A 24339-nucleotide genomic window follows, 5' to 3' on the forward strand; every position below is an offset into this window, starting at 1 on the left:
TGCCAGATTAGGCTTCCCGTCTCGTGGAGAGGGTTGAGACGTCGAGGAGCCCGATGCCCGGCAACGTGCCCACGGTGGGCATGGTCGGTGGGGGCCAGCTCGCCCGGATGACCGCCCAGGCCGCCGTCGCGCTGGGCCAGACGTTGCGCGTCCTGGCGGCGTCGGGCACCGACCCGGCCGCCCGGGTGACGCCGGACGTCGTGATCGGCGACCCGGACGACGGCGCCGCGCTCCGCGAGCTCGCCACCGGCTGCTCCGCGGTCACCTTCGACCACGAGGGTGTCCCGCAGGAGGTGCTCGCGCCGCTCGCCGCCGCCGGGATCCCGCTGCGCCCGTCGCCGGAGGCGCTGGTGCACGCCCAGGACAAGCTGGTGATGCGCAGGCGGCTGTCGGGGATGGGCCTGCCGGTCCCGGCGTTCACCGCGGTCACCGCGCCGTCGGACGTGTCCGGGTTCGGCGACGAGCACGGCTGGCCGGTCGTGCTCAAGGCGGTCCGCGGCGGGTACGACGGCCGCGGGGTCTGGTTCCTGCGCTCCGGCGGACCGGAGACCGACGCGCTGGTCGCCGACCTGCTGGAGAGCGGTACCCCGCTGATGGCCGAGTCAGCGGTGCCGATGACCCGCGAGCTGGCCGCGAGCGTCGCCCGCTCGCCGTTCGGCCAGGCCGCCGCCTGGCCGGTGGTGGAGACCCTGCAGGTCGACGGGCAGTGCGCCCGGGTCACCGCGCCCGCGCCGGGCCTGGACCCCGACGCCGCCGCCCGGATCCAGGGGCTCGCGCTGCGGATCGCCGAGGAGCTCGGCGTGACCGGGCTGATGACGGTCGAGCTGTTCGAGACCGGGGCCGGGGAGGTCGTCGTCAACGAGCTGGCGATGCGGCCGCACAACTCCGGGCACTGGACGATCGAGGGCTCGACGACGTCGCAGTTCGAGCAGCACCTGCGCGCGGTCCTCGACTACCCGCTCGGCTCGACGGCCCCGGTCGCGCCGGTCGCGGTGATGGCCAACGTGCTGGGCGCGCCGGAGGAGCCCGCGATGTCGATGGACGAGCGGCTGCACCACTGCTTCGCCCGCTTCCCGGACGCGAAGGTGCACCTCTACGCGAAGGACGGGCGCCCGGCCCGCAAGATCGGTCACGTGACCGTGCTGGGCACCGACGAGCCCGCGGTGCGCGGGCGTGCCGAGCTGGCCGCGACCTGGCTGGCCACCGCGACCTGGGCCGACGGCTGGTCGGTGCACGGCGACGACCCCCGAGAGGACTCCTGATGGCCGCTCCCACCCCCGCGTCCCCGCGCGTCGGCGTCGTCATGGGCAGCGACTCCGACTGGCCCGTGATGAGTGCCGCCGGGGCCGCGCTGGACGAGTTCGGTGTGCCGTGGGAGGTCGGTGTCTACTCGGCGCACCGGACCCCGCAGCGGATGCTCGACTACGCCGCGTCGGCCGCCGACCGCGGCCTGCAGGCCATCGTCGCGGGGGCCGGCGGCGCCGCGCACCTGCCCGGCATGGTCGCCGCCGCGACGCCGCTGCCGGTGATCGGCGTCCCGGTGCCGCTGAAGTACCTCGACGGGCTCGACTCGCTGCTGTCGATCGTGCAGATGCCGGCCGGGGTGCCGGTCGCGACCGTCGCCGTCGGCAACGCCCGCAACGCCGGGCTGCTCGCGGTCCGGATCCTCGGGGCCGGGGACGAGTCGCTGCGCGCGGCGATGCTCGAGTACCAGGCCGACCTGGAGCGGAGCGTGCTCGACAAGGACGCCGCCCTGCGCGCCACCGCCCGCGGCGAGGAGTGAACGGAGAATTTCCCGTGGCGTCGTCGCCGATCACGTGCGTACGGTGTCGGTACACGGGAAAGGAGGTGGTCCAGCAGATGAGCTACAGCAGGACACGTGAGGTGGCCGTCAGCTAGCACCACGTTCTGCTCCGGCGGGGAGAACCCGTCCGGAGAGACGGTCGTGGAAGCCGGTGTGGTGCCGGCGAGTTCCCGACGGTCACCCGTGATCCCCGGGCCCGAGCCTTGTCCGGTTCGGCTGCGCGCACCGCCCGGTGCGGCCCGGGGATCACGCACGTCCGGGCCCGGATCAGGGCTCGCGACCGCGCTCCAGCGCCCGTGCCGCCCGTTCCAGCCGGCGGGTCACGTCCTCCAGGTCCGGCTCGGCCGCGCGGTCCGTCTCCAGCGGCAGCATCGTCGCCACCTTGCGGAAGTGGTCCACGCAGTCCGGGAGGTCGGCCCCGCGGGCGCCGAGGGCCAGCCACCGGCGCAACGCCTGGTTGTGCGCCGCGACCAGCGCCGCCGCCGTCACCGCGGCCCGCAGCTCGCCGTCGGGACGGCCGGTCAGCCGCGCGGTGAGCTCCCGGGTGAACAGGCGGCGGTAGTGGTGCACCGAGGCCGCCTCCCGGTCGCGCAGCGCCTCCACCGACCCGACGAGGGCGAACCGCAGCCGGGCCACCCGGGAGTCGTCGGTGTAGAGGTCGAACACGGTCTCCGCGGCACGCAGTGCCAGCGACGGCAGCGGCTCGTCGGGGTGCGCGCCGTCGAACACCTCGGAGATCCGGGCGAGGCCGCGCTCGTGGTCGGGCGAGAGCGCGTCCTCCTTGCCGCGGAAGTACCGGAAGAACGTCCGGCGGCCGACCCCTGCCGCCGCAGCGATGTCGTCGACGGTCGTCTCGTCGTAGCCGCGCTCGGTGAACAGCTGCGCCGCGGCGGCGACCAGATCGCGCCGGACCTCGGCGCGCCCCTCGGCGGAACGCCCGCGACGCGTGCTGATCGTCATGGCACGGAGGGTAGCAAGGGACATTGCCCGGTGGCACGGAGTGCCGTTAGCATGAGCGTCGTGAACAGCGACTTCGACAGCTACCGGCTCAGCGACGAGCACCAGGCCCTGCGCGACGCGGTGCGGGACCTGGCGGACAAGGAGATCGCGCCGTACGCGGCCGAGGTCGACGAGGAGGGCCGGTACCCGTCCGAGGCCCGGGACGCGCTGGTCCGGGCCGGCTTCCACGCCGTGATCATCCCGGAGGAGTACGGCGGCCAGGGCGCCGACGAGCTGGCCGGCTGCATCGTGATCGAGGAGGTCGCGCGGGTCTGCGCGTCGTCGTCGCTCATCCCCGGCGTGAACGGACTCGGGCTCACCCCGATCCTGCTGTCGGCGTCGGACGAGCTGAAGAAGCAGGTGCTGCCGTCGGTCGCCGCGGGCGAGGCGATGGTCAGCTACGCGCTGTCCGAGCGGGAGGCCGGGTCCGACGCCGCGTCGATGAAGACCCGCGCCCGCCGCGACGGCGACGACTGGATCCTCAACGGCACCAAGTGCTGGATCAGCAACGCCGGCGAGTCGACCTGGTACACCGTGATGGCGGTGACCGACCCCGAGAAGAAGGCGAACGGGATCTCCGCGTTCGTGATCCACGCCGACGACCCGGGGTTCGTCGTCGGGTCGAAGGAGCGCAAGCTCGGCATCCACGGCTCGCCCACCCGCGAGATCCACTTCGAGGACTGCCGGATCCCCGGCGACCGGATCATCGGGGCCGAGGGCACCGGCTTCAAGACCGCGCTGCGCACCCTCGACCACACCCGTCCGACGATCGGGTCGCAGGCCGTCGGCATCGCCCAGGGCGCGCTCGACGTCGCGACCCGCTACCTCAAGGAGCGCAGGCAGTTCGGCCAGGCGCTCGCCGAGTTCCAGGGCCTGCAGTTCATGCTGGCCGACATGGCGATGAAGGTCGAGGCGGCCCGCCAGCTCTGCTACGTGGCCGCCTCCCGCGCCGAGCGGAACGAGCCGGACCTCGGCTTCGTCTCGTCGGCCGCGAAGTGCTTCGCCTCCGACACCGCGATGTCGGTGACGACCGACGCCGTCCAGCTGCTCGGCGGGGCGGGCTACACCCGTGACTTCCCGGTCGAGCGGATGATGCGCGACGCGAAGATCACCCAGATCTACGAGGGCACCAACCAGATCCAGCGCATGGTCATGGCACGCAGCCTGCTGAAGTGAGCTCCCCGGCGACACCGGGACTCATCACTATGACGCTTGAGGCGGGACCCGCCGCACCGGTCTGATGGCACACCGGTGTGAGCGGGGGACCGCGGTGCGGCCCTCCCCATGGAGGAGGGTCGGATGGCGACGGAGTACTACACCGAGGAGCTGCACGGCCCCCACGAGTACTTCGACCTGGGGCACTTCGCGCTGGAGCGGGGCGTCACGCTGCCCGGGGCCCGGCTCGCCTACAAGACCCTCGGCACGCTGAACGAGGCCCGCGACAACGTGGTGCTCTTCCCGCACATGTGGTCGGGCACGTCGAAGTCGATGGAGATGTTCGTCGGGGAGGACCGGCCGCTCGACCCGAACCGGTACTTCATCGTGTTCCCCGGCCAGTTCTGCAACGGGTTCTCGTCCTCCCCGAGCAACACCCCGGCCCCGTTCGGCGCGGGTGCTTTCCCGCACGTGACCATCGGCGACGACGTCCGGGCCCAGCACCGGCTGCTCACCGAGCGGTTCGGCGTCGAGCGGCTGGAGCTCGTGCTCGGCTGGTCGATGGGCGCCGAGCAGACCTACGAGTGGGCGGTGTGCCACCCGGAGATGGTCCGGCGGGCGCTGCCGTTCGCCGGCACCGCCCGGACCACCCCGCACGACGCCCTGTGGGTCCGCGCGCACGAGAACGCGTGGAAGTCCGATCCCGCCTGGGACGGCGGGTTCTACGCCGACCCGGCCGACGTGCACGTGGGAATGCGGCGGCACGCCGAGCTGTGGTCGGTGATGGGGCTGTGCCCGGAGTTCTACTCCGCCGAGGCCTGGCGGGGTCTCGGCTTCAGCTCGGTGGAGGACTTCGTGCAGGGGTTCTGGGAGGCGTACTTCGCCCCCATGGACCCCAACAACCTGATCTGGATGGGCTGGAAGTGGCGCCACGGTGACGTGTCCCGGCACACCGGCGGCGACCTCGCGGCGGCGCTCGGGCGGATCACTGCCCGGACGATGGTCGTCCCGTTCTCCCGGGACATGTTCTTCCCGCCCGGGGACTGCGAGGCCGAGCAGCGGATGATCCCGGACAGCCAGTTCCGGATCGTGGACAGCCTGTGGGCGCACTTCGCGATGTTCTGCTTCGGTGCCCGGGAGCGTGAACAGATCGACGCCTGCATCCGCGACCTGCTCAAGGAGCCGGCGCGGACCTGAGGGTTTCACCTGGGTGCGGCCCGGTGCGGATGACGAGGACGGCCTCCGCGGGGTGCTCGCCGAGCGCGGTGTAGGTGTGCTCGACGTCGCTGGTCCACGCCGTCCCGGCTCCGGCCGGCAGGTCGGCCTCCTCCCCGGAACGGCCCGCGCGGGCGGTCCCGCGGGTGACCAGCAGGTGCTCGACGACGTGCGGGCCGTGCGCGGCCGAGACGTGCACGGTGCCCGGTCGCAGCGTCAGCAGGTAGACCTCGACGGTGCCCTCGTCGTCGGTGCGGGTCTCCAGCAGCCGGGTGCCGATCCCGGGCGCACCCACCTCGGCGCCGACCGTCTCGGCGAGCAGGTGCGACACCGGCAGCCCGAGGGTGTTCGCCAGCGCGTAGAGGGTCGACAGGGTCGGGTTGCGGGAGCCGTTCTCGAGCTCGGACAGCGAGCCCTTGCCGATCCCGGCCCGCGCGGCGAGTGCCCCGACCGACAGGCCGTGCGCGGTGCGGGCGGACCGCAGCCGTTCCCCGACCGCGGCCCGCAGTGCTGCGTCCTCCACACCGGGGAGCCTAGCGACCGTTCTGTATACGGAACGTCTCGCGTAGGGTTCTGTTCGTGGAACGCTCGTGGATCCGGCCCGTGCCGGTCGGGATCGTCACCGCCGTCGTCGGCTTCACCAGCTCCTTCGCGGTGGTCCTCGCCGGGCTGCGCGGCGCGGGCGCGGACCCGGGGCAGGCCGCGTCCGGGCTGGTCGTGCTCACCCTGCTGCAGGGCGTGGGCACCGTCTGGCTCAGCCGCCGGTTCCGCCGCCCGCTGACCGTGGCCTGGTCGACCCCCGGTGCGGCGCTGCTCGCCTCGGCCGGGCCGGTCGCCGGGGGCTGGCCCGCCGTCGTCGGGGCGTTCCTCGTGACCGGCGTGCTGATCGTGCTGACCGGATTGTGGGGCCGGCTCGGACGGCTGGTCGGGGCGATCCCCGCGCCGCTCGCGCAGGCGATGCTGGCGGGGGTGCTGCTGCCGCTGTGCCTGGCGCCCGCGCGGTCGCTGGTGGAGCGGCCCCTCCTGGTGGCGCCGATCGTCGTCGTGTGGGTGGTGCTGCAGCGGTACGCGCCGCGCTGGGCCTCGCCGGCCGCGTTCTCGCTCGCGCTGGTGATCGTGGTGGCGACGGCGGACGGGACCGCCTGGCTGCAGCTCCCGGCCCTGGCGGTCACGGCGCCGTCCTTCGAGGTGGCGGCCGTCGTCGGTGTCGCGCTGCCGCTGTACGTGGTGACGATGGCGTCGCAGAACGTCCCGGGCGTCGCGGTGATGTCCGCCGCGGGCTACGAGGTGCCGTGGCGGTACGCGATGGTGCTGACCGGCGCCGGGACCGTCGCCGGGGCGCCGACCGGCGGGCACGCCGTCAACCTCGCCGCGATCACCGCCGCGCTGCCCGCCTCGCCGGAGGCCCACCCCGATCCCGCCCGGCGCTGGATCGCCGCGCAGGCCACGGGCTGGACGTCGCTGCTGCTCGCACCGGTCGCGACGACCCTCGCGGCGCTGGTCACCGCCGCCCCGCCCGGGGTGATCGAGGCGGTGGCGGGGCTGGCGCTGCTCGGGACGTTCGCCGCCGCGCTCGCCTCGGCGCTGACCACGACCCGGACGGATCCGGTGGCCCGGGTGCCGCCGATCGCGACGTTCCTGGTCGCGGCGTCGGGCACGGTCGTCGCCGGGATCGGGGCGGCGTTCTGGGGGCTGGTCGCCGGGCTGGTGCTGCACGCCGTGCTGCGCCCCCGGGAACCCGCCACCGCTACGGGCGACGGCCGGTAGCCAGGTGCTCGGCGAGGAACCGGTCCGCCGTCTCGAACATCGTCAGCAGGTTCTCGGGATCGACGATGAAGTGGCCCTCGTCGTCGAACACCAGGTACTCGACGTCGACCCCGCGCCCGCGGAGCGCGGCGACCATCGTGTCCGACTCGGCCCGCACGACGCGGACGTCGTTCGCGCCCTGCACGACCATCAGCGGGGTGCGGATGTCGTCGGCCCGGGTGATCGGCGAGCGGGCCAGCATGTCCGCCTCCTGCTCCGGGTCCGCGGGGTCGCCGACGTAGCGGTACCAGTTGTTGACCAGACCCGGCTTCGCGAACTCGGGAACGGTGCGCATGAAGTTCGCCAGGTTCGAGATGCCGACGTAGGAGACGGCCGCGGCGAACCGGTCCGGGGTGAAGGAGACGCCGACGAGCGTGGCGTAGCCGCCGTAGGACCCGCCGAACATCGCGATCCGGCCGGGATCGGCGTACCCCTGAGCCACCGCCCAGTCGACGGCGTCGATCAGGTCGTCGTGCATCGCGCCGGCGAGCTCGCCGACACCGGCCTCCATGTGTGCGCGCCCGAAGCCCGCGGAGCCGCGGAACTGCGGCTGCAGCACCGCGTAGCCGCGGTTGGCCCACAGCTGGACGCTCGCGTCGAGCCCCCACCAGTCCCGGGCCCACGGCCCGCCGTGCGGCATCAGGACCAGCGGCAGCCCGGCCGGTGCGACGCCGACGGGCAGGGTCAGGTACGACGGCAGCTCCCGCCCGTCCCGGGCGGTGACCGTCACCGGGGTCATGGGGGCCAGCGTGTCCGGGTCGAGGTCCCCGCGGGTGTGGAACAGCAGCCGTCGCTCGCCGGTGGCGTGGTCGTAGAACCAGGTCTGCGGGTCGCGGTCGTGCAGGAACGTGGCGACCCAGCGGTCGCCGCCGACGTCGCCGGAGACGGCGGAGAGGTCGCCGTCGGAGAGGTCCTCCAGCGCGGCGAGCACCTCGGCGAACCGCGGGTCGAGCGCGCGGGTGTGCTGGCGCATGCCGAGGTAGCGCACGCCGAGCAGCTCCCCGGTGCCGCGGTCTCGGATCAGTGGCGACGGCAGGTTCGGGAAGACCTGGGAGCGGGTGTCGACGTCGCACGACGGGTGCCGGTCGACCTCGGTCTCCTCGCCGGTGCGCAGGTCCAGCCGGGCGAGGTGCAGGTGGTCGGTGCCCCGGTAGGAGCCGAACCAGAGGCCGGTGCCGTCCGGCGTGGGTTCGTTCGGGAAGACGCCGACCGGGTAGGCGTCGCCGTCGAACGTGGCGATCCGCTCGTCGTCGCGCCAGATCTCGGCGGTGCCGTCCGCGGTCAGGGTCTCGCGCAGCAGCGTGTCGCCGGCGAGCAGCCACCCGGAGCCGGGGCCGGGGCTCTCGGCGAGCACCGTCAGCTCCCCGGAGGCGATGTCGAGCTCGCACAGGTCGAACTCGGTGGGGACGCGGGCGTTGAGCTGCAGGACCGCCCGCCCGGGGCGGCCGGGCCGCAGCTCCAGGCCCACCGCCGTCGCCCCGGGGTACGGGGTGAGGTCGACGGCGGGGGCGTCGGCGTCGTCGAGGTCGACCCGGTGGACGTGCCAGTTCTCGTCGCCACCGTCGTCCTGCAGGTAGAGCAGCCAGCGCGGGTCGTCGCTCCAGTGGTAGCGCTGGACGGTGCGGGTCTCGTCGGCGGTGACGCAACGCGGTTCGGTGCCGCCGTCGACGTCGGACACCCAGACGTTCAGCCGGCCCTTCCAGGGGGCGAGGTAGGCGATGCGGGTGCCGTCCGGGGAGATCGTGGCCGCGGTGCGCTCCGGCGGGCGCAGCATGTCCGCGACGGCGATCCGGTCGGGCAGGGCCATGGCGGGCTCCTTCGTCGGTGGTGCGGGACTCAGTGCAGGAGTGCCTTGCTGCTGCGGCGGAACGCCCACACCACGACGAGCGCCGCGAGGATGGTCAGCGGGGTGCCCATGACGACCCGGGCGATGCCCAGCCCACCGGTCTCCTCGGCGACGTAGAGCCACTGCTGGATCGCGAAGCGCGACCCGAACACGAGCACGGCGGCGGCGGTCGCGAGGTCGTGGGCGCGCAGCACGGTGCGGTTCTCCCGCCAGGCGTGCTTCCCGCCGTGCACGGCGTTCCAGATGACACCGGTCAGCGGGCGGCGGGCCAGCAGCGACCCGAGCGTGACGACGAATCCGGCCAGCGAGGCCCAGATGCCGATCACGAAGAAGTCCCGTGCGTTGCCGGTCCAGGCGACGAGCCCCGCTGCGACGGCGACGCCGAGCAGGCTCCCGATCGCGGACGCGAACTTCTCGCCGCGGACCATCCGGAACGCGAACAGGCCCAGCCCCACCGCGACCGAGATCCCGATCGTCAGCGGCAGGGACAGGAACGCGTTGGCCGTCACGAAGACGACCACGGGGATCGTCGAGTAGACGAAGCCGGCGGGGCCACCCATCTGGTCGAGCAGGGTCGGCTTGCTGCGGTCGGTGTGCTCGTCCGTGGTCACGATTACTCCTCGGTCGGGGTGTGGTGACAAGGAAAGGCCCTGCCGTTACGGCACACTCAAGCCGGAGCCGGTGTACGTGACCCACATCACCGGCGAGCCGGGAACTGCCGGGTGTCGGCGTGTCCCGGGTCACCGTCCGACGTCTGGACCGTGCCGCAACGGCCGGGTGTCTGCTGTGTCGCGACCGCCCGAGTCCGCGACCCGGAGGAGCCCGGCATGTCCCCGACGCTTCCGCTGCCCCACGAGCTGTACCTGCTCAGCCACGTGCCCGCGAAGTCCAGGCTGGACGACGACAGCGCGCTGGTGCGGGGGTCGCTGCTGCGTGCCGCCGCCGTCGCCGACCTGCGCATCGCCGGCCTGCTCCGCGACCGGGACGGGAAGGCGGAGCGCGCCCCGGGGCCGGTGCCGGGCGGGCTCGACCCGTTCCTCGCCGAGGTGCTCGACTCCGTCCGGCCGGACCGTCCGCGCCGTTGGTTCGGCGTCGTGGACCACCACTGGCACACGGCCGAGCGCGCCGTCCGGGAATCGCTCGTTGCCACCGGGACGATCACGGCGGAGCGCCGCCGCGTCCTGCTCGTCGTCCCCGCGCGCCGGATCGAGGTGCCCGACCGCGGGCCGGTGCAGGAGCTGCGGGACCGCGTGCGGGACGCGGTGCTGGGCGGGGGAGACCCCGGCGCCGTCCCGATCGGGGACGCCGTCCTGGCGGTGCTCGCCGACGAGGGGTACGTCCGGACCGTCTTCCGGCGCCGGGAGCTGCGGGCGCACAAGCCCGCCGTCCGGGCGCTGAACGAGCGGGTCGACCGGGAGCTCCCGGGGCTGCGCACGGCGATGTCCTGGTCGGTCGCCGCACGTCGGACGGCGGCGACCAGCTGACCCGCTACCGGCGGAAGGTCTCCACCCGCACCTCGTCGGTCGGGGCGAACCGCCGTGCGGCCGCGGAGATGAGGGCCATCGTGCGGGCGGACTGTGCGCAGCCGAAGCCGTACTTCGCCCGGACCCGCGAGTCGGCGATCTCCATGCACGTCCGGCTGCGGGAGACGAAGTCAGCCACCGGGTACGCCGTGCCGGTCGCGAGGTGTTCCTCGACGACCAGTGACGGTGAGTAGTAGCTGACCTCGGTGCCGTCCGGCCAGCGGACGTCGAACATCATCTCGGGCACGGAGCCGACGCTAGATCGCGCCCGTTACCCGGGTGTTGCGCCTGCGCGACGTCGGGTCGTTCGGTGTCCGGCCGTTGCTGTGGTGGTGCCGGGTCGCGGTCTCCCGTGCTGGTCAGGGGTTTGCTATCGCGAACGGTTACTAGCGGATCGAACATATGTTCGGATACTGTCTGGCTCATGACCGCGGTCCAGGAACCTCCACGCACCGGCCTGCCTGCCGGGGATCCGGGGTTCCCGCAGGTCGATCTGGCGCTGGTGCAGCTGGCGGTGGAGCAGGCCGCGCAGGACGACCTGTCCGGTGTGTCCGAGGCGGAGTTGATCGATCAGATCCAGCAGCTCGAATCCGTGCAGCACTCCCTCGCGGCGCTCCAGGCCACCCGGGTCCGCGCGTTCGCCCGGCTCCATGTCGAGAACGGCATCACCGCCGGGCGGACGGATCCGGATCGGCTGCAACGTGGGGTGGTCGCGCAGGTCGGGTTGGCCTGCCGGGTCTCACCGACCGAGGCCCGCCGACGGGTGAGTACGGCCCGGGACCTGCACGACGGGCTCGATCACGTCCGTGGGCTGTTCGCCGCCGGGGAGCTCTCGGCACTGAAGGCGGCGGCGGTGGTGAGCGCCTGCTCGGATCTCGACCGCGCCGAACGCGCCGCGGTGGATGTTCGTCTGGCCGGCCACGATCTGACCCGGCTGGGGATCCGGCGGTTGCAGGACCTCGCCCGCAAGTTCGCCGCCGAGGTGGCGCCGGAGAAGTTCCGCGCCCGCGCCGAGTCCGCCCGCGCCGAGCGGCGCGTGACCCTGCGCCCGGCACCGGACGCGATGACGTATCTGACCGCGTATCTGCCGGTCGAGCAGGGCGTGGCCTGCCTCGCCGCCGTGAACAAGGCCTTCACCGAGGTGTCGGTGAACCCCGCACCCCTGACCCGGACCCGCGGGCAGGTCATGGCCGACACCCTCGTCGAGCGCCTCACCGGCCAGGCGATCGCGACCGATGTGGGCGTCGAGGTCCAGGTCGTGGTGCCGATCGAGGCGCTGCTGGACCCGGACTCGCCACTCCCGGCGGAGGTCCCCGGCCACGGCCCGGTCCCGGTCGACCTCCTGGCCACGGGCGAGGGGAGGAAGACCCTGCGCCGCCTGGTCACCTCCGAGGGTGTCGTGATCGGCGGGGACTCCCGCCAGCGCACCTTCACCGGGCTGCTGGCGCGCCTGGTGCGGGCGCGGGCGGGGAACCGGTGCACCGAGCCGTACTGCGATGCCCCGGTGCGGCATATCGATCACATCCACCGGGATGCCGAGGGCGGGGCGACCGAGCTCGACAACGGCAGGGGTGTGTGCGAGTTCCACAACCATGTCCGGGAGCAGGCCGGGTGGCGCGTCGCGCGGGGCCCCGACGGTGGCGTGCGGACCACGACCCCCACGGGGCACACCTACCGGGCGCCCGGATGAGCCGCCCCGCTACCGCGAGGTCAGAGGAGGAACCCGAACAGCGGGCTGTCCGGTGGGATCGGCTCGATGTGCGGCGGAGCCTCGTCCATCCGCTTGAGCAGCGCGGCGAGGTCCTCGGGCGCCCCGAGCTCGATGCCCACCAGCGCCGGACCGGTCTCCCGGTTGGAGCGCTTGGTGTACTCGAACAGGGTGATGTCGTCGTCCGGGCCGAGGACGTCGTCGAGGAACCGTCGCAGGGCACCGGGCTCCTGCGGGAAGTCGACGAGGAAGTAGTGCTTGCGGCCCTCGAAGACCAGCGCCCGCTCGACGATGTCGGCGTAGCGGCTGACGTCGTTGTTCCCGCCGGAGAGCAGGCAGACCGTGGTCGCGTTCCGCGGGATGTCGAGCATGTCCAGCGCGGCCGGGGAGAGCGCCCCGGCGGGCTCGGCGATGATGCCGTCGGACTGGTAGAGCGCCAGCATCTCGACACAGATGCGGCCCTCGGGCACGGCCAGCAGCTCGACGTCCGAGTCGCGGACCACCTCGAAGGTCGCCGCACCGACCTTGCGCACCGCGGCGCCGTCGACGAACGGGTCCAGCGCGTCCAGCTCCACCGGCTCGCCCGCGCCGACCGCGGCGGCCATGCTCGCCGCGCCCGCCGGCTCGACGCCGACGATCCGCGTCGACGGCGCGTGCTCGCGCAGGTAGGTGATCGCCCCGGCGAGCAGGCCCCCGCCGCCGACGGGCACGACCAGCACGTCCGGCGGGTCGGCCAGCTGGGCCAGGACCTCGCGGGCGATCGTGCCCTGGCCCGCGACGGTGCGCGGGTCGTCGAACGCGGGGACCTGGGTCGCACTCGTGGAGGCGGCGTCGGCGCGGGCCGCTGCGGCGGCCTCGTCGTAGGTGTTGCCGACCACCCGGATCTCGACGGCGTCGCGGCCGAGCCGGGCGACCCGGTCGCGCTTCTGCCGCGGCGTGGTGCCCGGCAGGTACACCCGCCCGCGGACGCCGAGCCGCTGGCAGGCGAACGCGACGCCCTGGGCGTGGTTCCCCGCGCTGGCGCACACGACGCCCGCGGCACGGTCGGCCTCGGGCAACTGGGCGATCAGGTTGTAGGCGCCGCGGATCTTGTAGGAGCGGACCGGCTGCAGGTCCTCGCGCTTGACCCAGACCTCGCCGCCGAGCGCGTCGGACAGTCTCGGGTTGAGCTGCAGCGGGGTCGGGCCGATCACGGCGTGCAGTCGGGCCGCCGCGTCGTCGACGTCCCGGGCGCTCACCCGGGTACCGGGCGCGGGGGAGGGTGTGGCGTTCACGGTCGACCAGCGTCTCACGACGCCCGATCGGCCCTCACACCAGGGACGACGCGTCAGCCCAGCCGCGCCGTGCAGCGCTCGGTCTCCGCGCGGCGGTCGAGCACCCCGGCGTCGTCGGACGGGTTCACGACCTGCACCAGCGACCCCCCGCCGGCCAGGACGGCGAGCAGCCCGTCGCGCAGGCCGTCCGGCGAGTCCCAGGCCGCGGTCGACAGCACCCGGGCGCCCCCGCCGATCCCCAGCTCGCCGGCGCGGGCGCGGGCGGCGTCGAGGACCTCGGTGCCCGTCGCGCCGTCCCAGGCGGGGGCCGAACCGTCGACCGGGTCCCACGGCACGAAGTCGTCGCCGTGCACACGGACCTCGGAGGCGAAGTCGATCGTGCCGGACGGGAGGTCGGTCAGGCCGCGGCCGAACGCGTCGAGGGAGAACGCGACGACGGTCCCGGCACCGGCCGCGAGCGCGACGTCGAGGCGGGCCGCGTCGGCGAGCACCAGGTCCGCCGACGTCGGGTCCCCGACCAGCTCCGCGCCGCACGACCACAGCGCGAGCAGCGACGCCGCGGTCTGCCAGTGCGCGGGCAGCAGCACCGCGACCCGGGTCCCGGGCTCGGCGTCGCACTCGTCGCGCAGCAGGTTGGCCGCCTTCGCCGTCCAGTTCGCGGTGGTCGTGCCCGACAGCTCCATCCGCTCACCGGTGGCGTCGTCGTAGTGGGTGAACAGCGGTCGCGCCGCGGTGGCCCCGAGCGCGGGGCCGAGCAGGGCGTCGGTGAGGAACAGGCCGGAGCCGAACACGGTGGTCATCGTGGCCCGACGCTACCCGGGTGCTCAGTCGATGCAGGGCACCCCGCCCGCGGTGATCGGCGGTGTCGACGGCGCCCCGGACGACGCCGGAGCTCCGCCCCCGCCGGCCGCGGAGCCGCCGCCGCCCTGCTGGTCGAAGTCGGTGCCGATCAGCACCTGCACCCGGCCCTGGCCGACGGCGTCGGACTGCTCGACGCCGATCCCGCCGAGCGCCTCGGCGACCCGGCGGGCCGCGGCGTCGCCGTCGGCCTGGCTGTAGCGGACGACCGAGGTGGTCCGGTCCGGCGCGTTCCCGACGGCGCCGGGGGTGATGCCGTTCTGCCCGAGGGTCCCGGCCACCTGCGCGGCGAGACCGGTCGTGCCGGACCCGTTGCCGACGTCGGCGACCACGGGGGTGGGCGGCGGCGCCGCGCCCGCGTCGCTCTCCTCCGCGGCGGGTGCGGGGTCCTCGGGCGGTTCGGTGTGCCGGGCGACGAAGTCCTGCACCTGCTGCGGGTCGACGCTGAGGACGTCGCCGGAGGAGGAGTCCTCCGGGCCGCCGGTGGGGATCGTCAGGAAGTCCATCTTCCCGGCGGCGATCTGGGACGCCTCCCGGGCGAACGCGAGGATGTCCCACCCGCTGTCGATGACCACGGCCTGCTGCACGACGTCGATCAGCGCGCCGAGCTTCGCCGGGTCGGTGAGCGTGCCCGACGACAGCACCTTGTTCGCGACCGAGGCCAGGAACACCTGCTGCCGGTTGATCCGGGACAGGTCGCCCCCGGCGAGCCCGTGCCGCTGCCGGACGAACGCCAGCGCGTCGCCGCCGGAGATCGTCTGCGGGCCTGCCGGGAAGTCGGCGCCGGAGAAGGTGTCGGAGACCGGGGCCTTGAGGCAGACCTCGACTCCGCCGATCGCCTGGGTGAGGTTGTAGAAGCCGAGCAGGTTGACCTCGGCGTAGTGGTCGATGCCCAGCCCGGTCAGGTTCTGCACCGTCTCGATCAGCGCCTGCCGCCCGGCCTGGGACGACTCCTGGTCGATCCGCTTCGGGTCGGTCACGCCCTCGCCGGACAGCCGGGACGCGGTCTGGGCCTTGATCTGCGGGTACGCGGCGTTGACCTTGTTGCGGCCGATCCCGGGGATCTGCACCTCGGAGTCGCGCGGGATCGAGAACGCGGTCGCGCTGCCGCCGTCGTCCGGGACGTGGACGAGGATGATCGTGTCCGAGTTCAGGACGCCCGACTCGGCGCCGCTGCGCAGCTCGGCCAGGATCTCGTCGGGCAGCGGGTTGCCCTGGGCGTCGGTCCGGCTGTCCACGCCGACCAGCAGGATGTTCTGCTCGCCGCCGGACGAGCCGCCGAAGAGCAGGTTGCTGGTGGTGATGCCACCGGTCACGTCGCGGTACAGGGCCCAGACCCCGCCGGTGGCGAGCACGGTGAGCACGGACAGCGTCGCGACGGTCACCTGGAACCGGCGCAGCCAGCGCCGGCCCGCGGACGGCCGCCGGTCCGGCCCGGTGGATCGGGCCGGGTACGGCGGGTGGTTCCCGGGCGCCGGGGGGCGCGAGGCCCGGCGGGCGGCGGCCCGTGCGGCCGACGACGGGCGGGTACGGGACTCCCACGGCTCGCCCACGCGCGCCTCCCCTCGGGTCGTCCGGGCCCCGGGGGGCCGTCGTCGATGGTGGTGTTCCTCTCGGAGCCGGAGGCCGTCTCGTCACGGCCGGGAGCCCCCGCAGGTCCGGATGATCAGGACCCCGCAGGACCCAGGGTGCAGCATCGGACGGGCCGCCGCGGTCCCTCGGGGAGTGCGTGTCGGCACGGTCGCCCGGTCGCTGTACCCCGCACCACCTTGAGGGTGACGCTGCGTCCAGCACCATCGTCCCTGCTCGGAGGCCCGGACATGTTAGGGATGAGGTGTCGCAGTACGGTGGCCGGACACGGCGTGTGACGTTCGCGGCCGCGAACGGGCGGTCGCCGCCGGTCCCGCCGGACCGGCGGCCTCCCGGTCTCGCTAGCGTTCGGGTCGTGCAGGACGGCGGGGAGCAGCACGTGCAGGTGGACGGACCGACCTACGGCGACGACGTCGCCGTCGTCACCGTGACCTACTCGCCGGGCCGCACCCTCGACACCTTCCTCGACTCGCTCGCCGGTGCGACCGGCCGGACCGGTGTCCCGGTGGTGCTGGCGGACAACGGCTCGGTCGACGGCGCGCCGGAGCGCGCGGCCCGCGAGCGCGACGACGTCACGTTCCTGCCGATCGGCGAGAACGTCGGCTACGGCGCCGCCGCGAACCGTGGTGTCGCCTCGCTCGACGGGCGCTTCGGCTGGGTGGTCGTCGCGAACCCGGACCTGGAGTGGGGCCCCGGGTCGCTGGACGTGCTGCTGGAGGCCGGGCGCCGGCACCCGCGGGCGGGCTCCCTGGGCCCGCTGATCCGTGAGCCGTCCGGTGAGGTCTACCCGTCGGCCCGCGAGGTCCCGTCGCTCGCGGCCGGGGCCGGGCACGCCGCGCTCGGCCCGGTCTGGCCGGGCAACCCGTGGTCGGTCGCCTACCGCCGGTCCCGGGAGGACGTCTCCGAGCGCGACGCCGGCTGGCTGTCCGGCTCGTGCCTGCTGCTGCGGCGGGCCGCGTTCGACTCGGTCGACGGGTTCGACCCGCGCTACTTCATGTACTTCGAGGACGTCGACCTCGGCGAACGCCTCGGTGTCGCCGGGTGGCGCAACGTCTACGTACCCTCGTCGGAGGTCGTGCACGTCGGCGGGGTGTCCACCGGCAAGCCGGAGGTGTCGGCGCGGATGCTCGCCGAGCACCACCGCAGCGCCTACCGCTATCTCGCGGACCGGCACCCCGGTCCGCTCCGCGCACCGCTGCGCGCCGCGTTCAGGGCGGGCCTGGCCGTCCGGTCGGGTCTGGCGTCCCGGGGCGGCAACTGACCCGGGCGTGACGAGAACACCAGAGGGGGAACCGCGTTGCAGGACGTCGAGGCGGTCGTACTTGTCGGGGGCAAGGGCACCCGGCTGCGGCCACTGACCCTGTCGGCGCCCAAGCCGATGCTGCCCACGGCGGGGGTGCCGTTCCTGGCACACCTGCTGTCCCGGATCCGCGAGTCGGGGATCCGGCGGGCCGTGCTGGGCACCAGCTATCTGGCCGAGACCTTCGAGGAGCACTTCGGTGACGGCTCCGCGCTCGGTCTGGACCTGACCTACGTGACGGAGACCGAGCCGCTGGGCACCGGCGGCGGGATCCGCAACGTCGCCGGGAAGCTCTCCGCCGAGCACGTGATGATCTTCAACGGGGACGTGCTGGCCGGGACCGACCTGAACGCCGTCGCCGCGACCCACCGGGACTCGCGGGCCGACGTGACGCTGCACCTGGTGCGGGTGCAGAACCCGCGGGCGTTCGGCTGCGTGCCGACCGACGCGAGCGGCCGCGTGCTGGAGTTCCTCGAGAAGACCGAGGACCCGCCGACCGACCAGATCAACGCCGGGTGCTACGTCTTCCGGCGCGAGGTGATCGACTCCATCCCCGAGGGACGACCGGTGTCGGTGGAGCGCGAGACGTTCCCGGACCTCCTCGCCTCCGGGGCGCACGTGCAGGGGCACGTCGACGTCGCGTACTGGCGGGACATGGGCACCCCCGGCGACCTGGTGCACGGCTCGGCCGACCTGGTCCGCGGGGTCGCACCGTCCGCGGCGCTGCCCGGGCCGACCGGCGAGGCGATGATCCTCGACGGTGCCGAGGTGGCGTCCGACGCGTTCGTGTTCGGCGGCTCCACCGTCGGCCGCGGCGCCCGGATCGGCTCCGGCGCGAAGGTCGAGGGCTCGATGCTGTTCGACGGCGCGGTCGTCGCCGGCGGCGCGGTCGTCGAGAACTCGGTGATCGGCGCGGGCGCCGTCGTCGAGGAGGGCGCCAGCATCCGCGACACCGTGGTCGGGGACCGCGCGGTGATCGGGGCGCACTGCGAGCTGCGCAACAACATGCGGGTCTGGCCGGACGTGTCGCTGCCGCCGCACGGGATCCGGTTCTCCCCGGACGTGTGACGCCGTGCTCGACCGCGAGTGGCGCCCGCCGTTCGTGCTCGACCTGTACGGCGTGCTGTCCCCGCTGCGCCGGGGCCGGGGCGACCCGACCTGGCGCACCGCGGGCGACGGCGGGGTGATCTGGCGGGTCTCGACGACCCCCGACGGCCCCGCCACCGTCGCGGTCCGGCGCCGCGCGGACGGCGGCGAGCACGGCACCGTCCGGGCCACCGGCTGGGGGCCGGGCGCGGCCTGGGAGCTCGACCGGCTGCCGTCGCTGCTGGGGGCCGACGACGACCCGTCGTCGTTCGAGGCGCACCACCCGCTCGTCGCCGACGCCGTCCGCCGACGGCCGGGGCTGCGGCTGGGCTCGTCCGGGCGGGTGTGGGACACACTGCTGCCCGCCGTGCTGGAGCAGAAGGTCACCGGCACCGAGGCGCACCGCTCGTTCCGCGAGCTGGCGTGGCGCCACGGTGACCCGGCCCCCGGGCCGTCCGGGGTCGTCCCGGCCGGGATGCGGGTGCCGCCGACGCCCGCGCAGGTGCGCGACATCCCGGTCTGGCAGTGGCACCGGGCGGGCGTCGACCACGCGCGGCGCTCGGCGATCCTGCACGCCGCCGTCGTCGCGCACCGGCTGGAGGACGCCGCCGGGCTGCGCGGCGAGGCGGGCCGGGTGCTGCTGCGCCGGGTCCGCGGGATCGGCGTCTGGACCGCCGCCGAGATCGCCCAGCGGGCCTGGGGCGACCCCGACGCGGTCAGCTTCGGCGACTTCCACGTCCCGAACACCGTCGGCTGGGCGCTGCTCGGCCACGACCTCGACGACGCGGGCCTCCTCGAGGTCCTCGCGCCCTACGCGCCGCAGCGGCAGCGCGCGGTCCGCTACATCGAGGCGTCCGGGGTCCGGCGTCCCCGGTTCGGGCCCCGCTTCTCCCCGCGCGACTACCGCGCGATGTGACCGTCGTAGGGTCTGGATCCGTGAAGGTCACCGTTCTGGTCGGCGGGGTCGGTGGGGCCCGCTTCCTGCAAGGGGTCAAGGCCGCCCTCGGGCTGCCCCCGGTCGGGCCCGCCCCGGAGGATCATCCGCACTCGGTGGACGCCGTGGTCAACGTCGGCGACGACATCTGGCTGCACGGCCTGCGCGTCTGCCCGGACCTCGACACCTGCATGTACACCCTCGGCGGCGGCATCGACGTCGAGAAGGGCTGGGGCCGGTCCGACGAGACGTGGTCGGTCAAGGCCGAGCTCGAGGCCTACGAGGCGGAGCCGACCTGGTTCGGCCTCGGTGACCGTGATGTCGCGACGCACCTGGTGCGCACCCGGATGCTCCGCGCCGGATACCCGTTGTCGCAGGTCACCGAGGCGCTGTGCCACCGCTGGCAGCCCGGCGTGCGGCTGCTGCCCGCCTCCGACGACCGCGTCGAGACGCACGTCGTCGTCGACAACCCCGAGCCCGGCGACGGCGACGAGACCCCGCCCCAGGTCGCGATCCACTTCCAGGAGTGGTGGATCAAGCACCGGGCGGCGCCGAAGGCGCACCGCTTCGCCTCGGTCGGCGCGGACCAGGCCGGGATCCTGCCCGACGCCCGCGCCTCGATCGCCGAGGCCGACGTGGTGCTGGTCGCGCCGTCGAACCCGGTCGTCTCGATCGGCACGATCGTGTCGGTCCCCGGGGTGGCCCAGGTGCTGGCCGCGACGCCCGCCCCGGTCGTGGGCGTGTCCCCGATCGTCGGCGGGCGGCCGGTGCGCGGGATGGCCGACGCCTGCCTGTCCGCGATCGGCGTCGAGACCTCGGCCGAGGGCGTGGGCCGGCACTACGGCGGCCGCGGCGAGGGCGGCCTGCTCGACGGGTGGCTGGTGCACTCCGGCGACACGGCGACCGTGCCCGGCGCGACCGTCCGCGAGGTGCCGCTGCTGATGACCGACCACGACGCCACCGCCGCGATGGCGCGGGCCGCGTTCGACCTGGCGGGTGTGCGTGCCGGCTGACCCGTTCCCCGACCACGCGTCGGCCTCGCTGCAGGTCCTCCCGGTACCCGGGCTGCCCGAGTTCCGGCCCGGCGACGACCTGACCGTCGCGCTGGCCGGCGCTGCGGACTGGCTGCGCGACGGCGACGTCGTCGTCGTGACCTCGAAGGTCTTCTCCAAGGTGGAGGGCAGGCTCGTCCCGGCCCCGACCGACGACGAGGAGCGCGACGCGCTGCGCCGCCGCCTCGTCGACGCCGAGACCGAGCGGATCCTGGCCCGGCGCGGGAAGACCCTCATCGTCGCCGGGAAGCTCGGGATCGTGCAGGCCGCCGCCGGGATCGACGGGTCCAACGTGCGCCGTGACGAGCTCGCACTGCTGCCCGCCGACCCCGACGCGAGCGCCGCGGGCCTGCGCGCCGGGCTGCGGGAGCGTCTCGGGGTCGACGTCGGCGTCGTCGTGACCGACACGCTCGGGCGGACCTGGCGGATCGGGCAGACCGACGTCGCGATCGGGTCCGCCGGGATCCCGGTGCTGCACCGCTACGGCGGCGCCGTCGACGCCCAGGGCAACGACCTGCTGGTCACCGAGATCGCGCTCGCCGACGAGATCGCCGCCGCGGCGGACCTGGTGAAGGGCAAGCTCGGGGCGCTGCCCGTCGCCGTCGTGCGCGGCATGGCCCTCGACGACGACGGCAGCGCCGCCCGCGACCTGATCCGCCCCGTCGCCGACGACCTGTTCTGGCTCGGGACGGAGGAGGCGATCGCCCGCGGCCGCCGCGAGGCGGTCCTGCTGCGCCGCAGCACCCGCGCCTTCTCCGGCGAGCCCGTCGACCCGGCCGCGCTCCGGCGGGCCGTGGGCACCGCGCTCACCGCGCCCGCCCCGCACCACAGCACCCCGTTCCGGTTCGTGTGGCTGCGCGCCCCCGGCCGCCGCGCCGCCGTGCTGGACGCGATGCGCGAGCGGTGGCGGGCCGACCTGGCCGCCGACGGGCGCCCGGCCGACGAGATCGAGCGCCGCCTCGCCCGCGGGGACCTGCTGCACCGGGCCCCGGAGCTGGTGCTGGCGTTCCGGACCGGGGAGGGGATGCACTCCTACTCCGACGACGGCACGGACGCCCGCGACGCCGCCGAGCGCGACATGTTCACCGTCGCCGGCGGGGCCGCGGTGCAGGCGCTGCTGGTGGCGCTGGCCGCGGAGGGCCTGGCGTCGTGCTGGGTCGGCTCGACGATCTTCGCGCCGGACACGGCGCGTGCGGCGCTCGACCTGCCCGCGGACTGGGTGCCGCTCGGCGCGGTCGCCGTGGGCGTGCCGCACGAGCCCCCCGGCCCGCGCGATCCGCGTGACCCGGCGGGCGGGCTGGTGGAGCTGTGGTAGCTGCGGCGACGGCGGCCCGCGAGCTGGAGGCGTGGGACCCGCCCGGCGAGGCACAGCGGGCGTTGCAGCACGCGTTGCTGGCCTTCCTGGACGCCCGCCCGGACGACGCCTGCGACCGCTCGTGCGTGCCCGGTCACCTGACGGCGTCCGCGCTGGTGCTCGACGCGGCGGGCGAGCGCACGCTGCTCACCCTGCACCCGCGGGTGGGCCGCTGGATCCAGCTCGGCGGCCACTGCGAGCCCGGCGACGCCTCGCTGCGCGCCGCGGCCCTGCGGGAGGCCACCGAGGAGTCCGGCATCGAGGGCCTGGAGATCGCCGGGCAGCCGCTGCACGTCGACGTCCACCCGGTCACCTGCTCGCTCGGGGTACCCACCCGGCACCTCGACGTGCGGTACCTCGTCCGTGCGCCCGCCGGTGCCCGCGCCCGGATCAGCGACGAGTCGCTCGACCTGCGCTGGTGGCCGGTCGACGCGCTGCCCGACGGCAGCGACACGGTCCCCGCGATGGTCGCCGCGGCGACCGCCGGCTACAGGTAGCGCCAGAAGAAGAGCGCCCGGAACCCCTGGCCCGCGAGCTGGGAGTCGCCGCCCACCACCGAGTACAGGATCTGGGTGGCGGCGAAGAAGAAGGTGCTGATCCCCGGCACGAACAGCAGGACCGCCAGCAGCGCCAGCGGCGCCCACGGCCGGACCCGCTCACCGAAGCGCTGCGCGGGCACCGACAGGTAGGGCTCGATCGCGCCCCACCCGTCCAGCCCGGGCACCGGGAGCATGTTCAGCACGAACGCGACGATCTGGAACAGCGCGAGCGCGGACAGGCCGGCGCCGACGGGCGTGGGCAGCGACGGGAACAGCGCGACCGTGATGATCAACACCGCGCCGACCACGAGGTTCGCGGCCGGGCCCGCCAGCGACACCGCCGTGCGCCACCCGCGCGAGCGCAGTGCCCACTGGTTGATCCACACCGCGCCGCCGGGCAGCGGGAGGCCCCCGATCAGCAGGATGATCAGCGGCAGGACCAGCGACAACCCGGGATCGGTGTACCGGCGGACGTCGAGGGTGAGGTACCCCTTCAGCGCCACCGAGGTGTCGCCACCGCGGTACGCCGTGATCGCGTGCCCGAACTCGTGCAGGCACAGCGACACGACCCAGCCGGCGAGCACGACGACGAAGATCCCGAAGATCGCCAGCGCCTCGGACCGCACCGGGACCGCGGCCGCCGCCAGCACGGCACCGAGCACGGTGATGCCGACGAGGAGCAGGAACCACGGGCTGACACGACGGGTGAGCGCGGGCATGTACCCATCATCCCGAACGATCCAAACACCCGCGCGTGGGCCTTCACTCGTTCGGCAGAGCCGGCTTGCACGCAGCGAACGTCAGCGCTGTACTTACAGTGGTGTCATTCGCCGGTGCATTGCGGGGAGGTGGGCGAGTGGACGACGTCGAGGGTTTCATGCGGATGCTGCGGCCGGCGGAGGCCGACCAGGCACGGCAGCCGATGATCGAGGACCACGACCGGGTGGCGGAGGTCCTGGACCTGAAGGGCCTGCTGCTGGAGGAGTCACCCGGGGACGAGATCCCGGACTGGCAGGAGCGCGCGCTGTGCGCCCAGACCGATCCGGAGGCGTTCTTCCCGGAGAAGGGCGGTTCCACCCGGGAGGCGAAGCGGATCTGTTCCGGTTGCGAGGTCCGGGCCGAGTGCCTGGAGTACGCGCTGGCGCAGGACGAGCGCTTCGGCATCTGGGGCGGGCTCTCCGAGCGGGAGCGGCGCCGTCTGCGCCGCGGCGCCGCCGTTTGACGGGGGTACGAGACCACCGGCGCCCGGGACACCACTGGTGACCCGGGCGCCGTCGTCTGTGCCGCCGTGCGGGTGGTGGGCGGCGGTCAGCCGCCGTCGACCGCGTCGGGCTCGATGTTGAGGTACTCCGCGACCTGCTCGACGAGGACCTCGTGCACGAGATCGGCGAGGTCCTCCCCGTTGCGGGCCCTGGCCTCCAGCGGGCGCCGGTAGAGCACGATCCTGGCCCGTGTCGGGAGACCGGCCGGGTCGACGCCCGCCGGCACCAGGTGGGCGAGCGGGACGCCGACGTCGGCGAGCACCCCGGTGCCCCAGGTGACCTCGTCCGGCGAGGTCCGGTCGACGGCCGGGACGTCGTCGACGGCGAGGTCCAGGTCGGCCAGCTCCGGCCCCCAGCGCGCCTCGATCGGTTCCAGCGCCTCCAGCACCTTCGCGTCGAACCGTTCGGCGCGGGTGCGGAAGGCGGGAGTGGACACCGGGTACATCAGCCCGCGCAGTCCCCGGCCGCGGCGGTCCCGGCGGCGAGGGGTGCGGCGCAGCAGGCGGTTCGCGGTGGACACCGCCCCATCCTAGGCCCCCGTCACCGAGGCGGGTGCGCGTCGCAGTGCGGACGCGGTGGATGTACGGGCTATCGTCCGGTGTGTGTTGAGTGTGCGGAGATGTTCACGGACGGGCTGCACCGAGCTCGCCGTCGCCACGCTCACCTATGTCTACGCCGACTCGACCGCCGTCGTCGGGCCGCTCGCCACGCAGGCGGAGCCGCACTCGTACGACCTGTGCACCGGGCACGCGCACAACCTCACGGCTCCGCGCGGCTGGGAGGTCGTCCGTTTCGAGGGCGAGTTCGCCCCGCCCCAGCACACCGGCGAGGACCTCACCGCGCTCGCCGACGCCGTCCGTGAGGCGGGGCGGCTGGACCGGCCGGTCGAGGTGGTCGCCCGGCCGGGTGGCACCGGCCGGCGCGGGCACCTGCGGGCGCTGCCCACTCCCGGTGACGACGACTGAGCAGCGGGTGACCGGCCGCGCGCGTCCGGTCGCGAGGGCGGAGACCTGCGCGGACGGGTGACGTGCCTC

Annotated in this window: 25 protein-coding genes; 15 read left to right on the forward strand and 10 right to left on the reverse strand. The window is 74.3% G+C overall.

The window, feature by feature from the left end; translation table 11 throughout:
- Positions 1–53: 53 nt before the first annotated feature.
- On the forward strand, positions 54–1262 hold the full coding sequence (locus tag PP1_RS21475; protein WP_010225128.1) for a 5-(carboxyamino)imidazole ribonucleotide synthase: 1209 nt from the start codon (positions 54–56) through the stop codon (positions 1260–1262).
- A complete protein-coding gene (gene purE / locus PP1_RS21480) occupies positions 1262–1783 on the forward strand; it encodes a 5-(carboxyamino)imidazole ribonucleotide mutase (protein ID WP_010225126.1) in 522 nt (173 codons plus the stop codon). Before PP1_RS21475 ends, purE begins: the two co-directional genes overlap by 1 nt.
- A 288-nt stretch (positions 1784–2071) precedes the next feature.
- Here purE and PP1_RS21485 read toward each other — a convergent pair whose 3' ends face one another.
- Positions 2072–2764 (reverse strand): TetR family transcriptional regulator, encoded by a 693-nt coding sequence (locus tag PP1_RS21485; protein WP_010225124.1) that lies wholly within the window; start codon positions 2762–2764, stop codon positions 2072–2074.
- Positions 2765–2815: 51 nt separating this feature from the next.
- Here PP1_RS21485 and PP1_RS21490 point away from each other — a divergent pair, with 51 nt between their 5' ends.
- Both PP1_RS21490 and PP1_RS21495 read left to right on the forward strand, forming a co-directional pair.
- Positions 2816–3979 carry an acyl-CoA dehydrogenase gene (locus tag PP1_RS21490; RefSeq protein ID WP_033198772.1) on the forward strand — a complete coding sequence of 388 codons (1164 nt, stop codon included), beginning with the start codon at positions 2816–2818 and terminating at the stop codon, positions 3977–3979.
- 123 nt (positions 3980–4102) lie between these two features.
- Positions 4103–5155 carry an alpha/beta fold hydrolase gene (locus PP1_RS21495; protein ID WP_010225122.1) on the forward strand — a complete coding sequence of 351 codons (1053 nt, stop codon included), beginning with the start codon at positions 4103–4105 and terminating at the stop codon, positions 5153–5155.
- Here PP1_RS21495 and PP1_RS21500 read toward each other — a convergent pair.
- Positions 5133–5696: an XRE family transcriptional regulator gene (locus tag PP1_RS21500; RefSeq protein ID WP_010225121.1), complete on the reverse strand. Its 564-nt coding sequence runs from the start codon at positions 5694–5696 to the stop codon at positions 5133–5135. The genes PP1_RS21495 and PP1_RS21500 overlap by 23 nt on opposite strands.
- 56 nt (positions 5697–5752) lie before the next feature.
- On the opposite strand from PP1_RS21500, the gene PP1_RS21505 reads away from it, so the two are divergent.
- Positions 5753–6940 carry a benzoate/H(+) symporter BenE family transporter gene (locus tag PP1_RS21505; RefSeq protein ID WP_083697230.1) on the forward strand — a complete coding sequence of 396 codons (1188 nt, stop codon included), beginning with the start codon at positions 5753–5755 and terminating at the stop codon, positions 6938–6940.
- Here PP1_RS21505 and PP1_RS21510 read toward each other — a convergent pair.
- Both PP1_RS21510 and PP1_RS21515 read right to left on the reverse strand, forming a co-directional pair.
- Positions 6921–8786: an alpha/beta hydrolase family protein gene (locus tag PP1_RS21510; RefSeq protein WP_010225118.1), complete on the reverse strand. Its 1866-nt coding sequence runs from the start codon at positions 8784–8786 to the stop codon at positions 6921–6923. The genes PP1_RS21505 and PP1_RS21510 overlap by 20 nt on opposite strands.
- A 29-nt stretch (positions 8787–8815) precedes the next feature.
- On the reverse strand, positions 8816–9436 hold the full coding sequence (locus PP1_RS21515; protein WP_010225117.1) for a DUF3159 domain-containing protein: 621 nt from the start codon (positions 9434–9436) through the stop codon (positions 8816–8818).
- A 216-nt stretch (positions 9437–9652) separates the two neighbouring features.
- On the opposite strand from PP1_RS21515, the gene PP1_RS21520 reads away from it, so the two are divergent.
- Entirely contained in the window at positions 9653–10309 is a 657-nt protein-coding gene (locus tag PP1_RS21520; RefSeq protein ID WP_010225116.1) for a GOLPH3/VPS74 family protein, read from the forward strand.
- A 4-nt stretch (positions 10310–10313) separates the two neighbouring features.
- On the opposite strand, the gene PP1_RS21525 is transcribed toward PP1_RS21520, so the two are convergent.
- Positions 10314–10586 (reverse strand): MSMEG_0570 family nitrogen starvation response protein, encoded by a 273-nt coding sequence (locus PP1_RS21525; protein ID WP_227012855.1) that lies wholly within the window; start codon positions 10584–10586, stop codon positions 10314–10316.
- Positions 10587–10772: 186 nt separating this feature from the next.
- Between PP1_RS21525 and PP1_RS21530 the strand changes: the two genes are divergently transcribed.
- Positions 10773–12038, forward strand: a complete 1266-nt coding sequence (locus PP1_RS21530; protein WP_010225114.1) for an HNH endonuclease — start codon at positions 10773–10775, stop codon at positions 12036–12038.
- 20 nt (positions 12039–12058) lie between these two features.
- Here PP1_RS21530 and ilvA read toward each other — a convergent pair whose 3' ends face one another.
- The 3 genes from ilvA to PP1_RS21545 all read right to left on the reverse strand — a co-directional run bounded on the left by ilvA (position 12059) and on the right by PP1_RS21545 (position 15741).
- Positions 12059–13294 carry a threonine ammonia-lyase IlvA gene (gene ilvA / locus PP1_RS21535; RefSeq protein ID WP_010225108.1) on the reverse strand — a complete coding sequence of 412 codons (1236 nt, stop codon included), beginning with the start codon at positions 13292–13294 and terminating at the stop codon, positions 12059–12061.
- A gap of 89 nt (positions 13295–13383) precedes the next feature.
- Positions 13384–14130: a TIGR03089 family protein gene (locus tag PP1_RS21540; RefSeq protein ID WP_010225107.1), complete on the reverse strand. Its 747-nt coding sequence runs from the start codon at positions 14128–14130 to the stop codon at positions 13384–13386.
- 24 nt (positions 14131–14154) lie between these two features.
- A complete protein-coding gene (locus PP1_RS21545; protein ID WP_249266046.1) occupies positions 14155–15741 on the reverse strand; it encodes an LCP family protein in 1587 nt (528 codons plus the stop codon).
- A gap of 392 nt (positions 15742–16133) precedes the next feature.
- Here PP1_RS21545 and PP1_RS21550 point away from each other — a divergent pair, with 392 nt between their 5' ends.
- The 6 genes from PP1_RS21550 to PP1_RS21575 are packed head-to-tail and all read left to right on the forward strand — an operon-like array spanning position 16134 to position 22001.
- The gene (locus PP1_RS21550; protein ID WP_050802461.1) at positions 16134–17039 is read left to right on the forward strand and encodes a glycosyltransferase family 2 protein; all 906 of its coding nucleotides are present in this window, start codon (positions 16134–16136) and stop codon (positions 17037–17039) included.
- Between the two features lie 36 nt (positions 17040–17075).
- Positions 17076–18146 carry a sugar phosphate nucleotidyltransferase gene (locus tag PP1_RS21555; protein WP_010235131.1) on the forward strand — a complete coding sequence of 357 codons (1071 nt, stop codon included), beginning with the start codon at positions 17076–17078 and terminating at the stop codon, positions 18144–18146.
- Between the two features lie 4 nt (positions 18147–18150).
- Positions 18151–19080: a DNA-3-methyladenine glycosylase family protein gene (locus PP1_RS21560; protein WP_010235128.1), complete on the forward strand. Its 930-nt coding sequence runs from the start codon at positions 18151–18153 to the stop codon at positions 19078–19080.
- A 20-nt stretch (positions 19081–19100) separates the two neighbouring features.
- Positions 19101–20111 (forward strand): 2-phospho-L-lactate transferase, encoded by a 1011-nt coding sequence (cofD, locus tag PP1_RS21565; RefSeq protein WP_010235125.1) that lies wholly within the window; start codon positions 19101–19103, stop codon positions 20109–20111.
- Positions 20101–21465: a coenzyme F420-0:L-glutamate ligase gene (locus tag PP1_RS21570; protein WP_075314681.1), complete on the forward strand. Its 1365-nt coding sequence runs from the start codon at positions 20101–20103 to the stop codon at positions 21463–21465. Before cofD ends, PP1_RS21570 begins: the two co-directional genes overlap by 11 nt.
- A complete protein-coding gene (locus PP1_RS21575) occupies positions 21459–22001 on the forward strand; it encodes an NUDIX hydrolase (protein ID WP_010232847.1) in 543 nt (180 codons plus the stop codon). Before PP1_RS21570 ends, PP1_RS21575 begins: the two co-directional genes overlap by 7 nt.
- Here the strand turns inward: PP1_RS21575 and PP1_RS21580 are convergent.
- Complete coding sequence (locus tag PP1_RS21580; protein ID WP_010232845.1) at positions 21992–22762, reverse strand: site-2 protease family protein; 771 nt, start codon at positions 22760–22762, stop codon at positions 21992–21994. The genes PP1_RS21575 and PP1_RS21580 overlap by 10 nt on opposite strands.
- A gap of 203 nt (positions 22763–22965) precedes the next feature.
- On the opposite strand from PP1_RS21580, the gene PP1_RS21585 reads away from it, so the two are divergent.
- Complete coding sequence (locus PP1_RS21585) at positions 22966–23265, forward strand: WhiB family transcriptional regulator (RefSeq protein WP_033199906.1); 300 nt, start codon at positions 22966–22968, stop codon at positions 23263–23265.
- Between the two features lie 86 nt (positions 23266–23351).
- Here PP1_RS21585 and PP1_RS21590 read toward each other — a convergent pair whose 3' ends face one another.
- Positions 23352–23825, reverse strand: a complete 474-nt coding sequence (locus tag PP1_RS21590; protein ID WP_010232840.1) for a metallopeptidase family protein — start codon at positions 23823–23825, stop codon at positions 23352–23354.
- Positions 23826–23916: 91 nt separating this feature from the next.
- Between PP1_RS21590 and PP1_RS21595 the strand changes: the two genes are divergently transcribed.
- Complete coding sequence (locus PP1_RS21595) at positions 23917–24270, forward strand: DUF3499 domain-containing protein (protein WP_010232838.1); 354 nt, start codon at positions 23917–23919, stop codon at positions 24268–24270.
- Positions 24271–24339 lie beyond the last annotated feature (69 nt).

Source organism: Pseudonocardia sp. P1, assembly GCF_000178675.2.
In the GTDB taxonomy this organism is placed as follows: Bacteria; Actinomycetota; Actinomycetes; order Mycobacteriales; family Pseudonocardiaceae; genus Pseudonocardia.